Source organism: Shewanella sp. 10N.286.45.A1 (assembly GCF_041470405.1).
GTDB lineage: Bacteria > Pseudomonadota > Gammaproteobacteria > Enterobacterales > Shewanellaceae > Shewanella.
The window spans coordinates 1-20,493 of sequence record NZ_JBFRMK010000127.1 but is presented as its reverse complement, the minus strand read 5'-3'; the positions used below and the strand labels follow the sequence as shown (position 1 = coordinate 20,493).

Here is a 20,493-nt window from a genome sequence, read left to right as displayed (position 1 = left end):
AACCAATTAAGTTATACTTAACCCAAGGTTAATTATAACTCAATTTAATTTAATTACAGGTGGTTCTAAAATACATCCATAGAGATAAGATTTTGGAGAACACAATGACTGTAACAAATAACAAACTAACACACAGAGTATCACGCTTACCGAGTCCAATGGCTGGTTTGGCACTAGCAATAGCCAGCCTAGGTTGGGCTTGGGAGAGCATGTCTCCTGAGCTTGGCGGTAATGCACAGTTAGCTGGTGCTCTAATTGCATCAGTACTGCTAACCATGCTGGTTGCTAAATTCGTTTTGCACCCTAAAGTGCTTATTGAAGAACTGTCTCACCCGGTTATTGGCAGTGTTATCCCAACCTTTGCCATGGGGTTAATGGTGGTTTCAGCCGCTATTGGACAATTTAGCCAAGGCGCTGCTTTAACATTATGGTTAACGGCGATTAGCATCCATATCATCTTTCTATTTATGTTTATCTATAATAGAGCAATCGATTTCAAGCTAAGCCACATGGTACCGAGCTGGTTTGTTCCCCCTATCGGCATGATTGTAGCAGCAGTCTCTTTTCCACATGGAGAGTTATTACAGGTACAAAACCACTGGATTGCCAACGCCATTGTTAACTTCGGTATGCTGAGTTACTTAGTGATGCTTCCTATTATGCTTTACAGATTGATATTCTGCGAACCGATAGCCGATGCAGCAAAACCAACAATTGCAATTTTGGCCGCACCAGCAAGCCTATCACTAGCCGGTTACCTAACAATATCAAGTCAACCTTCTTTAGTTATTGTCGCTGTTTTATTAACCGTCGCGCTATTAATGACCTGTATTATTTATCTAGCCTTTTTTAACTTATTAAAACTTCCATTCAGCCCTAGCTATGCTGCATTTACTTTCCCAATGGTTATCGGTGCAACCGCTTTATTTAAAACTGTATCTTGGATAGTTAGTACATATGGAGAAAGCAGCCTTTCAGTGAGTTTACTAATAACCGCAAAATTTGAACTCATTATTGCAACAATCATTGTTACGTATGTAGCAGTAAGATACCTACGCTATTACAAAAGCAGCATCAAATATGCAAGATAATAAAAAATGGTTAGAAAGTAACAACTCACTATAGGTAAAAACAGCTTAATAATGCACATTAAACAACTTGCATCTCATCTAAAAGTTACATAATGACAACAACAGAGCTTTTTCAACTGCACCATTCGCGTGATCCGCATCACGATTTTCAATATTAATAGATAAATGTAAGACTTTAAACTGACTATTTATGTTCTTTTTTTGTTACGCGCCAAAATAAACCAAAACCAAGCTAGTAACTATCTAGACACATTAACATTACAAACCAAACCTAATCTCACCCCTCACCCACCACCATAAAAACCTCCCAGTACACAAAAGAAACAACCGTTAAAAATAATAGTAACTTCTGTTAATAACTATAATAATAAAACAACTTCAATCTCTCTTGAAAAATAGATAACAGCTGTAACAAGATTGTTGCCACGGTTATTTAATTATGGTTTTATTTGGCTGCGGAAAGTCTCTTTGTTTACATTCGTGTCAACTTAAGGAGCCGTTTCTAATTAAAATAAAACATATAATTAATATAAGTTTCCAGGGAGTAATACAATGCAAGTTAATTCAAGATTGGCCAAAGCGGTACGCTTTGCGTTAGTGGGTGGTGCAGCTACTGCAGCGCTTAGCTCGCCAGTAGCTCTTGCCGCTGATGCAGAAAATGCAGATAAAGTTGAGCGAATTCAGGTTACCGGTTCTCGTATTAAACGAACTGATATGGAGGGTGCAACTCCAGTTACAACCATTACTGCTGCTGACATGGAAAAAACCGGCGAAATGTCCGTCGCTGACGTTCTTCGTCGTAGCAACTTAAATACTTTTGGTTCAAATGCTGAATCTTCAGGAAGCACTTGGCAAAGCCAAGCTAACATTTCTTTACGCGGAGCTGGTGCTGATAGAACTCTGGTTCTGTTAAATGGTAAACGCATGCCTGGTTCACCTACTATGGGCGGAACAGCAGTAAACCTTAACACCATTCCAACTGCTGCAATTGAACGAATTGAAGTACTATCTGATGGTGCTTCTGCAGTATACGGTTCAGATGCAGTTGCTGGTGTTGTAAACATCATCACAAAAAAAGGTTTTGAAGGGCTTGAAGTATCAGCAACAGGAACAAACCCTCAACAGGCTGGCGGTGAAGAGTGGAAAGTTCATGCAATAGGTGGTACAACCAGTGACAAGGGCAGCTTAACATTCTCATTCGAACACCAAAACCGTGAAATTATCTACCAACGAGACCGTTGGTTTACAAGTTCAACAAATACCCTAGCTGACAAATTTGCCGATACTACAGGCGTTTCAACATACGCTCGTAACTTCTTGGACATGACATCAGGTCAATTTAGCCCTATGGCAGCTTGTGACAATGACAAAATAGTTGGTGGCGGGCATATTTACGACGCAGATGATGGTGACTATGTTTGTGGTTATGACTATACATCAGAAGCTGCTGATCATGCTGGACGTAACTACACAGCAGGTTATGTGAATGCTGATTATGAAATTTCTGATGAAATTATCTTTGAAGGACAAGGCCTCTTCTCTCGCAATGAAACATTTGGTCGATTTGCTCCAGCAGCCGGTTGGTTTAATGTTGAAGCTGGTCAAGTCGATATCCAAAACTATGATTCAAATGGTAACAACACTGGCACCAGCAAAAATACTAATGATGGCCGTGTTTACTATCGCTTTACAGATGTAGGTACACGTGATTCAACCACAATCGACTACAGCACTGATATCCAAGTAGGTTTAGTTGGTGAGCATGATAGTTTCGGGTGGGATGTAACCTACCACTACAACCTAGCTGAAAATAGTAACTACGGTAAAGGCTATGTTCATCGCCCAACCGTTGAAAACCTAGTTAAAGAAGGCAAATTTAATTTTGGCCCGGAAGGAAACAGTGAGGCTGTTGTTGCAGCTATTTCTCATGACACGTTAAAGCAAGATATTATGGACTTCCAAAGTATCAATGCTGGGGTTAATTTCGAAGCATTCGAACTGCCTGCTGGTATTGTAGGTTGGTATTTTGGTACTGAATTTATGCAGTACAAATACGAAGCTAACGTTGATGCAGAATCTGCAGCAGGTGAAGTAATTGGTTCTTCTGGTAACGGTTCAGGTGGCGAACGTGATGTTTTTGCTATCTTTGGTGAGAGTATCATACCTCTTACTGACGATTTAGAGCTAAACCTTGCATTCCGCTATGATGATTACTCTGACTTCGGTACAGCAACAACCCCTAAAGTTGCACTACGTTATCAAGTACTTGAAGATGTAGTATTGCGTGCATCATGGGGACAAGGTTTCCGAGCTCCATCTCTATCTGATTTGTATGCTGCCGACTCATTCAGCGCAGATACTGCGACCGATTATCACTACTGTGAACTGCAAGGAACTCCAACAGCAGACTGTAAGTCAAAACAGTATGATGTAACTCGCACAGCAAACTCAGAACTACAGCCAGAAACATCTGATTTCTATAACCTTGGTGCAATCTGGAATATCACCGATAACTTCAGTACTAAAGTCGAGTACTACAACTTAAGCATCGAAGATGTTATTACTTTTGTATCTCTAGACTCTCTACTAAAAGAAGAGAAGAAAGTGGGTTATGGTAATTTAGCGCTAGGTGACATTAAGCGTGTTAATGATGATCCGAATGGTAAGATTCTTTCAGCTACTACGCCTCAAGTTAATGGTAATGGATTTGATACTTCAGGTATTGATTTCAACCTAACATACTCAGGGTTAGAAACCGCTGTTGGTGATTTCGGTTCAACATTTGATCTAACTTATATCATTGCTTATGACGATGAAGAGTACTTTGACGGACCAGTAAACAACCAGATTGGTCGTAATGGTATGCCTGAATATCGTTTCACTTGGGTAGTTGATTGGTCATATGGTGATCATGCTGCTTCTCTATTGACTCAATACATTGATGGACAATCAGAGAAGACTGACCCTAATACCTATGAGCAAATAGGCAGCCTATCATCACAGACTACTTTTGATGCAAACTATAGTTATATGGCATCTTGGAATGGTAAATTCAGTGTCGGTGTCCGAAATATCACTAATGAAGATCCAGTATTGGACTCTAACTTAGGATACGACGATTCACTTTATAACCTATACGGTCGCACATACACAGCGACTTATACACAAAAGTTCTAAGATCGTAAGTTAAAAAAAGCCTAGGAATTCCTAGGCTTTTTTTTATACTTTGTCTGTCCCGTCCTGAGATAAGTTGACACTTTGGAGGCTTATCTATGAAACATTCAAATTCAAACCGCTATAAACGAACGCAGTCTGATTATGCATTAGACTTTAAATTGGCCGTTCTCAACCTGGTAGAAAAGGCGAGCTCACCTAGAAAAAAGCGTAATATTCAAGACCGAAGTACCGTCCTTACATACCTAAGAAAGCATAGTAGATTAGACTGGGCACAACCTATTGAGTACTCTCCAATGTCTAACTCTAAAGAAATACCGACCTAGAGAAACAAGTTTCTAACCTAAAGATGAAAAGCATAATTGATGGCGGTAAGGTTGAACAGTTAAAGAATAGATATGGCATCGATTTAGAAAAAAAGTACTGGGCTGGGTGGAATATTTGAAACTGCAGGGTATGTTGGTGAAGCTCTGAAACAAATAACCAAAATAACCAAAATAACCAAAATAACCAAAATAACCAATAGTCATCATTAACTTAGAAAGTATTCTAAGTTAATGAGAGGCAAGACTATCAAACGCGATGAAGAAGTCCTCGCTTGCGATATCACTGACGTGAAATCAGATGAGGGAACACACTACTTGTCGCTGGTAACAGATGCATGATTCAGAAAGATCATGGGGTATAAACTAAACGATGAGATGAAAGCCTTTGATGTCGTTAAGGGCTAGTATATAACCGATACCAAAATTTATGGCGAAACGAGTGAGTGGTATTTTGAAGCATCTGTCTGAGCTTTATCATCGCCGAACGATGAAAAAGCTTGCTGTGTTAGTCGAGGAATTGATAGAGATTCATAATCAGTTACGGCGCATGTTAGCTTAAGGATGAAAAACCCAAACGAATTGCATGAAAAGCCAGTCAGGAGTACCAACTGGCTTAATAAAAATCATCAATCTATTTTAGAATTAGACATTTCTTGCTTTACAGATTAACTAAACCCCATATAGTGGGCAGTAATAACAATGACGCTAGAGACAAAAAATAGCCCCAACATAAAGCGCCAGATAAACTTAAGCCATTGCCCCCAATCAACTCGGCAAACCCCTAGCGTGGCCATCAACGAAGCTGATGTAGGCACTAAAACATTAGTGAAGCCATCACCGAGTTGAAACGCAAGCACAGCAACTTGTCTAGTGACTCCAACAATATCCGCAAGCGGTGCCATCAACGGCATTGTCAGTGCAGCTTGACCTGAACCAGAGGTCACAAAAAAGTTAAACACAGCCTGGAACACAAACATAAACCATGCAGACATTACACTTGGTAGCTGGCCAATAAACTCGCCCGAACTACTGAGTATGGTATTGAGTACACTTGGGTTGGCGGCATTACTGCCTCCGAGTAATAATAGTATGCCCGACGCACAACCGACTAAAACTGCCGGTTCAAGCATTGTAGATGCACCTTGCTTGAAGCTAGTGGCGACTTTATTAACCGTCAGGTTATTAAGCTTAAAAACAACCCCTATGATGCCAACAACGATGCCCATTGCAAAAAACTGGCTAGCTATTTCAGGGATAAACCACGCATTAACCACCACGCCCCATATAATCCAGGCCACAGTTGCAACAATAGTTAATAACACTAGAATGTCGCCAATGTTAAAGCGGCTATCGAGTTTCGCATCACTGGCATTATCACGAAAATACTGATCACTTTGATGACTATACGAGAGCTCTGGTTTCGCTTTTATCTTCGCAGCATAGCGCATAGTGAATATAAGGCCCATTAGAGTAAAACCTAACCACATTGCGACTCTTACGCTTGAGCCAGACAACACAGGAACATCGGCAATGCCTTGAGCTATCGCGACACTAAATGGATTCATCCAAGAACTAGCGAAACCTATTTGAGTTGCAACATAGGTCACCATCACAGTGGTTATGCCGTCATAGCCTAGCCTTATCATTAATGGACAGATAATAATCGCAAAGGCTATCGCCTCCTCACCCATCCCAAATACAGCACCGCCAAGTGAAAACAAGGTAAAGATAACCGGAATGAAAAGTGTTTCATTACCTTGGGTTTTATCGATAAGTTTTAAAATGCCGTTATCAATGGTTCCTGTCGCCATAACAATGCCAAAGGCGCCACCAATAACGAGCATAAACATGATCACCCCAATGGCACTGCCCCACTTGGAGCCAGATACAAGCCCTTCAAAAGCAAAGTTAAAGAAACCAGTGCCTCCACCGCCAGCAAATAAACTTACCGGCTGCAGCATTGGCTCACCACTATCATCTAATTGGTAAGCAAACGAATTAGGGTCGACCACGCTGCGGCTCTTCTCAACACCGTCAATCACGTAGCTCACCTGCTGAGTTTCAAATGAACCAACAGGAATAAAGTAGGTCATCACAGCGGCAAGCAGAGCCACAAAGAAAATAATCACCAAGGTATCGGGCATTTGCCATGCTTTATTAACAATTTGAGAACGGTTGTTATTGGCGACAGTTGGTTCAGTGGTTAAAGGTTGTTGCTGCGTAGGGGAGCTGGGGGTCATTTGAAGGCCATATTGTTGTTATTTGGCTGCAAATATAAACCAATGTTAGTGCTTTATCTATGAGTGGTTAGTTGGTTACCGGTAAAAAATAGACTAACGCCCATATCGTTTTAATTGAAAGCCTTAAAACGATACAACTGAAAAGCTATTTTCAGTTGAAATAGTCAGTTAAAAGATGATTTAGATACTCCATTTCGCCTTACTAACGTGTGTACAAGCTCGCTTTATCGCTAATAAAAACAAATTTGCAACCATTGCCGATCAAAACAGTTACCCTATTTATGCAACAATGAGTGCGTACGGATCACACTATGTATAGAATAGTGAACTTAATCTAAGTTATTCATAGTTAAAACCAACTTGGCTTGTCCAACACTAAATCAGCACCTAAAATCATGCTTAACAACCATCAAATAAATTGATAGTTTCCCTTTAGGGATTTTTCGAGTAGGAAATCAGAAGGTACAATGAAGTATTCTCTTAAACAAATAATGGTTTTCGACGCTGTAGCCAGTTTAGAAAGTGTCAGTGCGGCAGCAAGAAAACTGTCAATGACTCAATCAGCTGTAAGTATGTCATTGGGGCAGTTAGAGAATTTGCTAGGGCGCCCGCTGTTTATTCGCCAAGGTAACCGGTTAACCCTAAGCCATTGGGGTAACTGGCTTAGACCGAAGGCAAGGCGTCTGTTACAAGATGCACAGCAAATTGAATTGGGCCTTCATGAACAACACCTTATAAGCGGTCGATTTCGGATCTGCTCTAGCCAAACAGCAGCTGAGCACCTATTACCCGAACTTATCAGCAAAATTGATACCGACTTCCCAGAACTGCGTATTGACTTGATGGTTGAAAATACTGAAAACGTGATTGAAGGCTTACTTAACTATGAGTACGATTTTGGCATAATCGAAGGACGCAACGACGATAGTCGTCTGCATCAAGAGCAATGGCTTGATGATCATCTTGTGGTGGTATCATCACCTCACCATCCTTATGCTAAATCAAAATCAGCAAGTTTAGCCCAGCTAGAACAGGCAAAATGGGTGCTTCGAGAACAAGGAGCCGGTACAAGACGCATTTTTGAAGGCGCCATTCATGGGATCATTGAAAAACTGCATGTGTGGAAAGAGTATGAATATGTTTCTCTGCTTAAGGCTCTTGTAAAGAATGGTCCTTACTTAAGTAGTTTGCCCTATTTAGATGTAGAGAAAGAGATAGCCAACGGCGAATTAGTGGTGTTATCAACCCCAGAGCTAAACATGCAACGTCATCTTTCATTTGTCTGGCGTAATGATGCAGGTGAGAATCCACTCCGAGATTGTGTTATTACAGAGGCCAGACGTTTAAGCCGTAATAGAGTTACTGTTAAAAAAAGCCGCTAAACAGACGATAAAGCAAAGAGGAGCGGCCTCCTCTTTGCCCTTTTTTAAACTCAAATATGTTTAGAACTTATAGATTTCACAGACTTTCTGCGCAATATCTTCCCGTGTAATAACACCACATAATACGCCACCCTCTACCACAGGGAACACACTCGGTTTGCTTGCATTAGCTGCTCTTAGGCGCTCTTCGTAACTTTTGAATGTGTTACCAATCAGCATTCCAGTGTCGTTAACCGGGAATAATTTTTCTCTATCGACAACCATCAACTCTATCAGATCAGCAACGGCATCTGACGGCGATACCGTCAATACCTGGGTTTGCATCAGATCAGCGACTTTAAAGCTTACGCCACGGGCAAACTCTTCTGACCATAAGCTGCGTAAGAGATCTTGCTGAGAGATAAAACCAAGCAACTGTTGCTGTTCATTAATCACAGGCGCACCGCGACTGGCACTTTCGGTAAGACGCTTCAATCCTTCGTATACAGTAATGTCTGCTGTCAGCGTAAATGGAGCAGGATTCATTAGATCGCTAACATTCAGTTTTTGTATTGTTTTAGGCATATTTTTTACTCCAGAAGATAGGTTGGCACTTTTAGGACTTTGCGCCAGTGAAGGTTCAGCAAAGGCTTGTTCTACAAATTGTGTTTGGTTATTTTTTTCAAGATCTGACAATGAAATGACTTCAGCCAAGACAGAGTGTGTATGTTGTGTCGTTGAATGCAGATATGGACTTGGGTTAGCTTTCTCAATTAACCAGTAACCTAAGCCAACGAATAGACCACCACCGACAATATTGCCAAGTGTTACTGGTATTAAGTTATTGATAATAAAGTTGGTAACCGTTAGGTCGCTAAATTGGGCTTGAGTGACATTAAGTGCAGCAAACCAAGCTGGGTCTGAAATATTCGCCAGTACTATGCCTAAAGGCACCATAAATAAGTTAGCGATACTATGTTCAAAACCACTACTAACAAACATCGCCACGGGTAACATGAGTAGTATCGCTTTAGTTAATGCGTCTTTACTGGAAAACGTCATCCAAACACCAAGGCATACCAACATATTACAGAGCATTCCTAGTACAAAAGCTTGCCACCAACCGTGGTGCAGCTTGTGTTGGGCGATATTAAGAGCATTGAGACCCCAATGACTGTCATTTAAGTTTTGCATCCCGGCTACAACAATTAATAACAGCATTAGCATTGCGCCAATAAAGTTACCGACATACACACGCCCCCAGCATTTAAGCAGTGACTGAGTTGAAACTTGTTTTTGTGCCCAAGCGACGCTGCTTAACACTGTACTGGTAAATAGCTCACCACCACAGATCACTACCAGCATTAACCCAAGACTAAACGCTAAGCCTCCAGCAAGTCTCATTAACCCCCAAGGCCCAGTACTGCCAGTTGTTACTGTGATATAAAACACAAATGCTAATGCGATAAATGCGCCGGCAAATACCGCCAACCCGAAAGACTGCCAATGAGCCTTTACCACTTTATCCGCGCCATAGCGCTCCGCTTGTTGATACATACTCGGTTTTAGCCCGCTCTCTTGCGATAAAGGACTTTCTAGTTGCTTGATCATCGGCATCTGTTTTGTTTGGTTACTTCCCGACATGCTCACCCCCTACTGCCACGTAACAGTAAGTCACTAGACCTACACTCATCCCATACTCCAGTTATTCAAAAACGAACTCTTGTTCTAAGCACAAATTACCCGAAGCAATGGAATAATAAAATCTGATAATAATGATAAGCTCAATCATTATTCCTGATACCACTTAAGGACCATTGGGAGATGTTAACTTTGTTATCAGATTAGAAGCCACCAACCTAACACTTTGAATAATATGACTATTAAAATAAACCAGCAGTAAGGGAGTTTATGTACAGCTAAATATTTGCGGGATTTTACTCGGTAAGTATGAGTGAGGAGAATCAAATTTAAGCACGTATTTGTAAAAGCATTAAAAGTATATAAAGAAGCTATTCGGTAGCCATTTCATCAATAAAACCTATGCCAACGTTAAGATGATAATGATTTTATACAACATGACAGCCGCCCCCAACGTGACACAGATCGCAACAGCTGCTTTATTTGCTGTGACGAATGCCCAGTTATCGTGATCTGAAACCACATTAAACATTGCAAGTTTACCAATGGTTATTTTATCACCTAAAATCTCAATTTTATTGATCTAGACACTAAGGCAAATTACATGCCTATTATTCGATTATTTAGTCATCACTGTATAAGTTGTTAAGTCGCTCTCAGTTTAATCAAACACCATATTCAATAACTTTGATACTTGATGTTGTACCAAGGTTACTATGTTAAGATCTTTGGGGTAAATTGGTCTTACCAATTTAGCGTAAGTAAGGGATTACCCATGTAACCTGCGTTTCAGCGCGACCTATGCTGAATATTTGCAGTTACAGAAGCGTTAACAAAGACTTGAAGTCGACTACACTTATACCTATCAGTATAAGAAAGTTGTTAATTCACAGGGAACAACTAAATAACTGTTATATATCCCGATGAATCACTTAAATTCTTTTCGGAGAATGAGAAATTATGCCTGAAACAGTAAAGAATGAAGCAGAAGACAGCTCAGATCAGAGCTATAAAGCACTTCACCGTCCCGCATCTGAATTCAATACTCGTGAAGAGTATTTAGATAATGAACTAAAAATAATGAAGCCTAGACGCTGGGGGCTTAATCTACCTGGCAGAGACTTTCGCTTTGAATGGGAAGACTTAGTTCCAGCTATCGCGGGCACTATCGGTATTACCGTGATGTATTCTGCTGTGATGGCAGCATGGGCATCGGGTCTATCTGAACGCTGGGAGCATGTAAACTTAGGTGCAGAGTTTGCAATCCAAGTTGTACGGGTTGAAATGCTTATACCCGCCCTACTCTTTTGTATTATCAGCTCAGGATTCATTAATCCTCGCGCTAACCTCGGTGGCAACCACGGGCCAATGATCCCTTTGATTGGTGCCATTGCCTTAGCAGGTGCTCATCCTCTGGCACTCGCCATTCTGCTTGGGGTATTCGGCCTCATTCTTAGTTACTTTAAAGGCGGCTCGCGACTGGTTAATTTAACCAGCAGTGGGGTTGCCGGCGGATTGTTAGTATTCCTCGGCTTCATGGGTGCCAAGAGTCAAATCACTTCGTTGTTTGATTGGGCAGGCGGACTTGAGGCCAAGCATGCACTAGATTACAGCTTAGGATATGTGGCTTTCTTCATCTTGTTGGCTAACGTTATCTTATATGCTTATCTTGCTAAAGTTGGTAAGCGTTGGTTAGCTATTCCACTGTGTTCCATTGCCGCAATCGTGCTCGCTTTTGCACTAGGTGCTGGGCTTGACCTTAAATTTGTGACGGAGCCTGGGATCCCTAACTTAAACCCTTTGTATTGGTGGGGTTCGACTGAGTATGGCTGGCAGTTAGGCTTACCAAACCTTGAACACTTTATCGCTTCTTTACCTTTCGCAATTTTAGCTGTTGCCATGTGGTCACCTGATTTCCTAGGGCACCGCATCTTCCAAGAGCTTAACTATCCAAAAGGTTCAGAAAAGGTATTGATGGATGTTGACGATACTATGACAACCTGTTCAGTTCGCCAGATTGTCGGTACAGCTGTTGGTGGTGGTAACATTACCTCTTCTTGGGGCACATACATGATCCCAGCAGCCATCGCCAAACGCCCAATCCCTGCAGGTGCTATTTTACTCGGAATAATGTGTATCTTAGTGGCTGTGATTGGTTACCCAATGGACGTTACCGTATGGCGACCAGTTATGTCGATTGCGCTCTTAGTTGGGGTATTTTTACCACTGCTTGAAGCCGGCATGCAGATGGTAAAAGACACTAAAAATAGCCAATCAGCTGGCATATGTATCTTTGCCGCATTCGTAGCAAACCCTGTTTTAGCATGGGCGTTAACCATGTTTCTAGACAATAACGGCCTTATTGGCGATAAAGAAAGAGCCAAATCATTATCGTTTACTGACCGTATGGTCATCCCAGGGCTAGCATTTGTTATTTGTCTTGCTGCTATGTTAGCGGTAGGCATGATAACCGGTATACCAGCTCTACTTTAACTGAATTGGCGAAGAGCGCCCTGCACTCTCTTCGCCTTTTTCTCATCTATAATTCTTATCAATCTGTTTGATACTCACTATGACTTAATATATTAGGCTAACCGCAAAGCTATCAGGCCCAAGCTTTGTCACTCGCAATGAATTAAGAGAGAGAATAATCAGCAATAAATTGCCTTGCGAAAAATAGACCAACAAGGCAGTCACCTGACATCAAGCGTAGATGCAAACATTAAATTGTTTAATAAATGCTATCTTGTTAACAGTTTCAACAAATACGCGGCAATTGGCTACGGATTAAAGTGCAGGCTCAGTAAGCCTATGGTAATATACTTACGGTAAAATGGTCTTACCAATTTAAATTATCCACTCTCTTATAATAAATTTTGATTCGATTGTGGATATCAACAAACAAATTCCTGCGAAGTGAAATCACTTCGAAAACGTTTCAACAGAAGGCTAAGGCTTTTGAAACGTTTAAGCATTAGCTATTGGTCGTTAGGGTTAAACGATAAACCTAGTTAACGCCAATAACCTTTATCTCAAACAGAAGGTATTAGTACGATGACCGAAAAAACTGAACAGTTTGCAAACGCGTGGGAAGGTTTCACGCCAGGCGATTGGAAAACTGAAGTCAATGTGCGTGACTTTATTCAAGCTAACTACACTCCTTATGAAGGCGATGAGTCTTTCTTAGCAGATGCAACCGAAGCGACTACAGAGCTTTGGGATAAAGTAATGGTAGGCGTTAAGCAAGAAAACCGTACCCACGCCCCTGTCGATTTTGATACTGATAAAGTGTCAACAATCACTTCTCATGAAGCGGGTTACATCACTAAAGAGCTAGAAACAATCGTTGGTCTGCAAACTGAAGCACCGCTTAAACGTGCAATGCTGCCTAATGGTGGTATCCGCATGGTTGAAGGTTCTTGCGCCGCATATGGTCGTGAACTTGATCCAAACATTAAGTATGTTTATTCAGAGTTACGTAAAACACATAACCAAGGTGTATTCGATATCTATACCCCTGAAATTATGCGTTGTCGTAAGTCAGGTGTGTTGACTGGTTTGCCTGACGCATATGGCCGTGGTCGTATCATCGGTGATTACCGTCGTATCGCGCTATATGGTATTGACTACCTAATGCAAGATAAGTTTGCTCAATTCGGTTCACTTCAAGCTGACTTCGAAACAGGCGAAAACCTATCTTATACGATGCAGCTTCGTGAAGAGATCGCAGAGCAACATAAAGCTCTCGGCCAAATGAAGCAGATGGCAGCAAGTTACGGTTTCGATATCTCTAAACCTGCTACCAATGCCAAAGAAGCGATTCAGTGGACTTACTTTGGTTACCTTGCTGCAGTTAAGAGTCAAAATGGCGCAGCAATGTCATTAGGCCGTACTTCAAGCTTCCTTGATATCTTTATCGAGCGTGATATCGCTGCTGGCGTATTAACTGAGCAAGAAGCACAAGAGATGGTTGACCATTTCGTAATGAAGTTGCGTATGGTTCGTTTCCTACGTACACCTGAATACGACGAGCTATTCTCTGGCGACCCAATCTGGGCAACGGAATCAATTGCTGGTATGGGTCTAGATGGCCGTACTTTAGTCACTAAGTCTAGCTTCCGTTTCTTGCACACTTTGTACAACATGGGCCCAAGCCCAGAGCCAAACATCACTGTACTTTGGTCTGAGCAGTTACCGCTTAACTTTAAGAAGTACTCAGCTAAAGTGTCTATCGATACTAGCTCTATCCAGTACGAAAACGATGACTTAATGCGTCCAGATTTTGAATCTGACGATTATGCTATCGCATGTTGTGTAAGCCCAATGGTTGTTGGTAAGCATATGCAGTTCTTCGGAGCTCGTGCCAACCTTGCTAAAACAATGCTTTATGCCATCAACGGTGGTGTTGATGAGAAACTTAAGACTCAAATTGGTCCTAAGTTTGCACCAATCACAGATGAAGTTTTAGATTTCGATGACGTTATGGGTCGCTTAGACACCATGATGGACTGGTTAGCAACGCAATATGTATCAGCATTGAACGCTATCCACTTTATGCACGACAAGTACTCGTACGAAGCAGCGCTAATGGCACTTCACGACAGAGATGTTCGTCGTACTATGGCTTGTGGTATCGCTGGTCTATCAATTGCAGCAGATTCACTTTCTGCAATTAAATACGGCACAGTTAGGCCAATTCGTGACGAAAATGGCATTGCTGTTGATTTCGATATCAGCGGTGACTACCCTAAATTCGGTAACAACGATGCACGCGTTGATGAGTTAGCTACTGAGCTTGTAGAGCGCTTTATGGCGAAGATCCGCAGCATGAAGATGTACCGTGATGCGATTCCTACACAGTCTATCTTAACCATTACCTCTAACGTGGTTTACGGTAAGAAAACGGGTAACACACCAGATGGTCGCCAAGCAGGCGCACCTTTCGCGCCGGGTGCAAACCCAATGCATGGTCGTGATGAAAAAGGAGCCATTGCTTCTTTAACATCAGTTGCTAAACTACCTTTTGCTCATGCGCAAGATGGTATCTCTTACACATTCTCTATCGTTCCTAATGCGTTAGGTAAAGATGAAGATGGCCGTAAAGCTAACCTTGCAGCGTTAATGGATGGTTACTTTGCTCATAACGACAGCCGTGAAGGTGGCCAACACCTAAACGTAAACGTAATGAACCGTGAAATGCTTGAAGATGCTGTGGCTAATCCAGATAAGTACCCACAGCTAACCATTCGTGTTTCAGGTTATGCGGTACGCTTCAACTCACTAACACCAGAGCAGCAGCAAGACGTTATCACTCGTACCTTTACTAAAGGTCTATAACGTCGGTTTAATGTGTTGATTCGGCTAGCGTAGCAAAGTGCTGCACTAGCCTCACAAGGAGTAATAATGGCAGTAACAGGTCGGATTCATTCATTAGAGTCCTTTGGCACCGTAGACGGTCCAGGCATAAGGTTTATCACCTTCATGCAAGGTTGCTTGATGCGATGTCAGTACTGTCATAATCGCGATACTTGGGATCTACACGGTGGTAGAGAAATTAAAGTCGATGAGCTAATGAGCCAAATCATTAGCTATCGACCTTTTCTAGAAGCTAGCGGTGGCGGTGTTACAGCCAGCGGCGGTGAAGCGGTATTACAACCAGAGTTTGTCGAAGAGCTTTTTAAAGCTTGTAAAAAAGAAGGTATTCATACTTGCTTAGACACCAATGGTTTTGTCCGCAAATATACCGCAATTATTGATGAGTTACTTGATAGCACCGATTTGGTATTGCTTGACATTAAACAGATAAACGATGAAAAACATATCGATTTAACCAAAGTCAGCAACCAACGTACATTACAATTTGCCGAACATTTACATAAACGAAACCAAAAGACTTGGATTAGATATGTCGTTGTCGGTGGGTTTACCGATGATATTCCATCGGCACAAGCATTGGCCGAATTTATTAAACCGATGACCAATGTTGAGAAAGTAGAGTTACTACCCTATCACGAGTTAGGTAAACATAAGTGGGAAGCGATGGGTGAAGAGTATGAACTCAACCAAATCTCTCCTCCAAGTACCGAAACGATGGAGAAGATAAAGCAAGTCTTTATCGATATGGGTATTAATGCGATCTATTAAATGTTCGCCGAGCTAAAGCTCTTCCCAATAACTTGCATCTAAACGTTCGAATGCCGCTTTCAAAATAAGCGCCATATCGTAATAGCAAGCTTTAGCGCCTAAAGGCCGACAATTTACACCCATTTGAGACAGCTTAGTTGATAACTGATTACCCCAGTCCAACAAAGTTAATGGTAAAGGATGAGCGGATCGCCAACCTAACCATAGCAAACCTTGAATAGGTAAGCTGATAAAGAATAATGCAATAGTGATTGCTTGTGGTAAGTAATCCCAGCCATGCAGATATAACTGACTGGCACCAGCCAATACCGCAAGCAGCGGCATTAAAGGCAAAGCAATTTGAGTCGCGCGCATAACGCGGTACTCAGGAAAATAAAAACTCAGTTGTCTAACCATAGGCCAAGTCTTCATATAACGACGGCCTTCACCTAAGGTTTTGAGAACTTGAATGCTCAAGAATGGCACCTATTAAAAAACGATAACAAGCCTAACTCTAGCACAAACACTCGGCTTGCCCCAAGGCTCTATGCCCGGTAAGCAACAGATTTTCGCTCTTTTACAGGGCACATTTTACGACTTTGGCCTATAGTTGCCATAGAAGTTATTGTTATAACAATCGGTATAAAGATTTGATCGCTCAGCGAGAGTTTAGCGACTTTGAGGCAAGGTCATTAAATGCTCCTGCATTAATGACATTCACCACATCCATGTGGTTTGCAATGAATGAAGAGCATAGTTATTCTACGCTCAAGTTCATTAACGCAGCATCAGAGTCGCCAAAAACACTCTGAGTAGATCCACTACTTATACCGATTGGTATTGTTCAGTGAATCAAACGATTTCATTACTTATTGCGAAAGGTTTAAACATGTCAAACAAACTGGTATTGGTGCTTAACTGCGGTAGTTCATCTCTTAAGTTTGCGATTATTGATGCGCTAACTGGTGATGACCAAATTTCAGGTCTAGCCGAATGTTTTGGTCTTGAAGACTCACGAATTAAGTGGAAAGTTAACGGCGCTAAGCACGATGCCAGCTTAGGCGCATTTACTGCTCACAGAGAAGCTGTTGAATATATCGTAAACAACATCTTAGGTGCGCACCCTCAAATTGCCGAGCAGATCCAAGCCATTGGCCACCGCGTAGTACACGGCGGAGAGAAGTTTACTCATTCAGTGATCATTGATGAATCTGTGGTTCAAGGCATAGAAGATTGTGCCACATTGGCACCACTGCATAACCCGGCTCACTTAATCGGTATTCGTGCTGCACAAGCATCATTCCCTGACTTACCACAAGTTGCTGTATTTGATACTGCTTTCCACCAGACGATGCCTGAAAAAGCCTTTATATACGCCCTACCGTACAAACTTTACCGAGAAAATGCGATTCGTCGTTATGGCATGCACGGTACTAGTCACCTATTCATTAGCCGTGAAACAGCTGCTGCTTTAGGAAAAGATGAAGCTGATACCAATGTTATCTGTGCTCACCTAGGAAATGGCGCTTCAGTTACCGCGATTAAAGGCGGAAAGAGTGTTGATACTTCAATGGGTTTAACTCCACTTGAAGGTCTAGTCATGGGCACTCGCTGTGGCGATATGGACCCATCAATTATTTACCATCTTGTTAACCGCCTTGGTTACACCTTAGATGAAGTCAACAACCTACTTAATAAGCAAAGTGGCCTATTGGGTATTTCTGAACTTACCAATGATTGCCGCGGTATTGAAGAAGGATACGAGAAAGGTCACAAAGGTGCCACGCTTGCACTTGAGATCTTCTGTTACCGTTTAGCTAAATATATCGCTTCATATACAGTACCTTTAGAGCGTCTTGACGCCGTTGTATTTACCGGTGGTATTGGTGAAAATTCTGATGTTATCCGTGAAAAAGTGCTTAACTCATTAGCAATCTTTAACTTCAAAGTCGACAAAGAACGTAATACTGCTGCACGCTTTGGTAAGCAAGGTAAAATTACTAAAGATGAAGGTCCAGTAGCAATGGTTATCCCGACTAATGAAGAGTGGGTTATTGCCCAAGATGCTGTCGCACTAATTAAATAGTCAAATCAATCTATTTTGAGCTGCTAGTTAGATACGCCAGCAGCTCAAAAACACATTTTAAAAGCCATACTTTTGTGGCGTTCTCGCGTTTTTAAGAGGTATTTATGTCTCGCAACATTATGCTCATCCCTGTAGGGACTGGTGTAGGGTTAACATCAATTAGTTTAGGTATGGTTCGTGCGCTAGAGCGTCACGGTGTTAAGGTTCGTTTTTTCAAACCAATCGCCCAGCAGCGTCCAAACGATCGTGGACCTGAGCGTTCAACCACTATTTTAAGCAAATCACCGACTGTTAATCCACTCGAACCATTTGAGATGGACCACGCAGAAAACCTAATCCGTGCAGACAAGACAGATGTATTGATGGAGCAGATTATTGCCCGTGCAACTGAATTTGCAGATGATACAGAAACACTGATTGTTGAAGGTTTGGTCCAAACGCGTAATCACCCGTTCTCAAGTGATGTAAACCATGCGATTGCTAAAGCCTTAGATGCAGACGTGATTTTTGTCGCCACACCAGGTAATGAAAGTGCAACAGCCTTAATGAACCGCTTAGAGATCTCGCATAACTCATGGGGCGGAAATAAAAACAAACGTCTTATTGGCGCGATTATCAATAAAATTGGTGCCCCAGTTGATGACGAAGGCCGCGCTCGCCCTGACCTATCAGAAGTATTTGATCACGACAGTGTTCAACGCACTGATGCAGCAAACATGTTCCAACTGCCAGGTAAGAGCAAACTGCGTATTTTAGGCAGCGTGCCTTATAACCTAGATCTAGTGGCACCTCGTGCTTCAGATCTTGCTAAGCACCTCAGCGCTAAAATTATCAACGCAGGCGAAATGAACACCCGCCGCATGCGTAAAGTCACGTTCTGCGCCCGTAGTATTCCAAATATGGTTACTCATATTAAGACAGATTCACTACTGGTGACCTCTGGCGACCGCAGTGACGTAATCGTATCAGCTTGTCTTGCTTCAATGAACGGTATCAAAGTTGGCGCACTCTTGCTAACAGGTGGTTACGAGCCAGAGCCTCAAATTATGGAACTGTGTGAGCAAGCTTTTGAAACAGGCTTGCCTGTGTTCTTAATCGATACTAATACATGGCAAACCTCGCTTAACATCCAACGCTTCGACCATGAAGTGCCTGTAGACGATGCCGTGCGTATTGAACAGGTTCAAGAGTTTGTCGCCGGACACATTGATCAAAGCTGGGTTGAGAGCATTACTAAAAACTCACCACGTGAGCATCGCTTGTCGCCACCAGCATTCCGTTACAAGCTAACAGAACTTGCCCGCGCCGCTCGTAAAACAGTTGTTTTACCTGAAGGTGATGAACCAAGAACAATTGAGGCTGCCAGCATCTGTGCTGAACGTGGTATTGCTCGCTGTGTTTTACTGGGTAACCGTGAAGAGATAGAACGTATTGCGACTTTGCAAGGCGTAACATTAGGTGAAGGTGTAGAGATCATCGAGCCAGAATCTGCTCGTAGTCGTTATGTCGAGCCGATGGTTGAACTTCGTCGTAATAAAGGCTTAACCGAAGTCGTTGCTAAAGAGCAATTAGAAGACAACATGGTTCTGGGGACTATGATGCTTGCTCAAGGCGAAGTCGACGGTATCGTATCTGGCGCGGTTAATACCACGGCCAATACTATTCGACCGCCACTGCAGTTAATTAAAACTGCGCCGGGCTCAAGCTTAGTTTCCTCTATCTTTTTCATGTTGATGCCAGATCAAGTCTTAGTCTATGGTGATTGTGCCATTAATCCAGACCCAAATGCAGAGCAGTTAGCTGATATTGCTATTCAGTCAGCAGAATCGGCAATCGCATTTGGCATCGATCCGCGCGTAGCAATGATCAGTTACTCTACGGGTAGTTCAGGAACAGGTTCTGACGTAGATAAAGTACGTGAAGCGACTCGCATTGCTAAAGAGAAGCGACCAGATCTAGTGATTGATGGTCCTTTACAATACGACGCAGCGGTTATGCCGAACGTTGCTCGCTCTAAAGCGCCTGATAGCCCTGTTGCAGGTCAAGCAACCGTATTTGTATTCCCAGACCTAAATACCGGTAATACTACATACAAAGCGGTTCAGAGAAGCGCTGACCTAATCTCTATTGGTCCAATGCTGCAAGGTATGCGCAAACCAGTCAACGATTTATCACGCGGCGCGCTTGTCGATGATATTGTTTACACTATTGCGCTTACTGCAATCCAAGCTTCGCAAAACGAAAGCTAAATACGTTACAACTAAAAAAGCCTGCTTATGTAGTAATGCCGATCATTTAGCATGAAAATGATCGGTTGACTGCTCTACTCAGTCGTTCAGAATCCGAGTTCTGTTTCAGAATTCGGATTTTTTATGCTCGTCTCACAAGCCCTAGATATCATCAATCAGGTAAAACCTAACCAAGTAGAAACCCTAGCTGATTTGTTACCAC

The 20,493-nt window shown here is 42.2% G+C and carries 11 protein-coding genes and 1 pseudogene; 9 read left to right on the top strand and 3 right to left on the bottom strand.

Going from position 1 to position 20,493, the window contains the following annotated elements; all coding sequences use genetic code 11:
• Positions 1–104 precede the first annotated feature (104 nt).
• The 3 genes and pseudogenes from AB4238_RS10740 (at position 105) to AB4238_RS10730 (ending at position 5,208) form a co-directional block, all read left to right on the top strand.
• Positions 105–1,091: a TDT family transporter gene (locus AB4238_RS10740; protein ID WP_372033443.1), complete on the top strand. Its 987-nt coding sequence runs from the start codon at positions 105–107 to the stop codon at positions 1,089–1,091.
• Between the two features lie 552 nt (positions 1,092–1,643).
• Positions 1,644–4,268, top strand: coding sequence for a TonB-dependent receptor plug domain-containing protein (locus AB4238_RS10735; RefSeq protein ID WP_372033442.1), 2,625 nt, complete (start codon positions 1,644–1,646; stop codon positions 4,266–4,268).
• A gap of 95 nt (positions 4,269–4,363) precedes the next feature.
• Positions 4,364–5,208 (top strand): annotated as a pseudogene (locus AB4238_RS10730) (hypothetical protein).
• 48 nt (positions 5,209–5,256) lie between these two features.
• On the opposite strand, the gene yfcC reads toward AB4238_RS10730, so the two are convergent.
• On the bottom strand, positions 5,257–6,735 hold the full coding sequence (gene yfcC, locus AB4238_RS10725) for a putative basic amino acid antiporter YfcC (RefSeq protein WP_372033452.1): 1,479 nt from the start codon (positions 6,733–6,735) through the stop codon (positions 5,257–5,259).
• A 563-nt stretch (positions 6,736–7,298) separates the two neighbouring features.
• On the opposite strand from yfcC, the gene AB4238_RS10720 reads away from it, so the two are divergent.
• Positions 7,299–8,213 carry a LysR substrate-binding domain-containing protein gene (locus AB4238_RS10720; RefSeq protein ID WP_372033441.1) on the top strand — a complete coding sequence of 305 codons (915 nt, stop codon included), beginning with the start codon at positions 7,299–7,301 and terminating at the stop codon, positions 8,211–8,213.
• A gap of 60 nt (positions 8,214–8,273) precedes the next feature.
• On the opposite strand, the gene focA is transcribed toward AB4238_RS10720, so the two are convergent.
• Positions 8,274–9,809 (bottom strand): formate transporter FocA, encoded by a 1,536-nt coding sequence (gene focA, locus AB4238_RS10715; RefSeq protein ID WP_372033451.1) that lies wholly within the window; start codon positions 9,807–9,809, stop codon positions 8,274–8,276.
• A gap of 984 nt (positions 9,810–10,793) precedes the next feature.
• Here focA and AB4238_RS10710 point away from each other — a divergent pair.
• The 3 genes from AB4238_RS10710 (at position 10,794) to pflA (ending at position 15,977) form a co-directional block, all read left to right on the top strand.
• Complete coding sequence (locus AB4238_RS10710) at positions 10,794–12,326, top strand: DUF3360 family protein (protein ID WP_372033440.1); 1,533 nt, start codon at positions 10,794–10,796, stop codon at positions 12,324–12,326.
• A gap of 561 nt (positions 12,327–12,887) precedes the next feature.
• Positions 12,888–15,170, top strand: coding sequence for a formate C-acetyltransferase (gene pflB / locus AB4238_RS10705; RefSeq protein WP_372033439.1), 2,283 nt, complete (start codon positions 12,888–12,890; stop codon positions 15,168–15,170).
• Positions 15,171–15,236: 66 nt separating this feature from the next.
• Positions 15,237–15,977, top strand: coding sequence for a pyruvate formate lyase 1-activating protein (pflA, locus tag AB4238_RS10700; protein ID WP_372033438.1), 741 nt, complete (start codon positions 15,237–15,239; stop codon positions 15,975–15,977).
• Positions 15,978–15,989: 12 nt separating this feature from the next.
• On the opposite strand, the gene yfbV is transcribed toward pflA, so the two are convergent.
• Positions 15,990–16,433 (bottom strand): terminus macrodomain insulation protein YfbV, encoded by a 444-nt coding sequence (gene yfbV / locus AB4238_RS10695; RefSeq protein ID WP_248975192.1) that lies wholly within the window; start codon positions 16,431–16,433, stop codon positions 15,990–15,992.
• A 412-nt stretch (positions 16,434–16,845) separates the two neighbouring features.
• On the opposite strand from yfbV, the gene ackA reads away from it, so the two are divergent.
• Together ackA and pta are read left to right on the top strand one after the other, a co-directional pair.
• The gene (gene ackA, locus AB4238_RS10690; RefSeq protein WP_372033437.1) at positions 16,846–18,042 is read left to right on the top strand and encodes an acetate kinase; all 1,197 of its coding nucleotides are present in this window, start codon (positions 16,846–16,848) and stop codon (positions 18,040–18,042) included.
• Positions 18,043–18,146: 104 nt separating this feature from the next.
• Positions 18,147–20,291 carry a phosphate acetyltransferase gene (pta, locus tag AB4238_RS10685; RefSeq protein ID WP_372033436.1) on the top strand — a complete coding sequence of 715 codons (2,145 nt, stop codon included), beginning with the start codon at positions 18,147–18,149 and terminating at the stop codon, positions 20,289–20,291.
• The last annotated feature ends 202 nt before the right edge of the window (positions 20,292–20,493 follow it).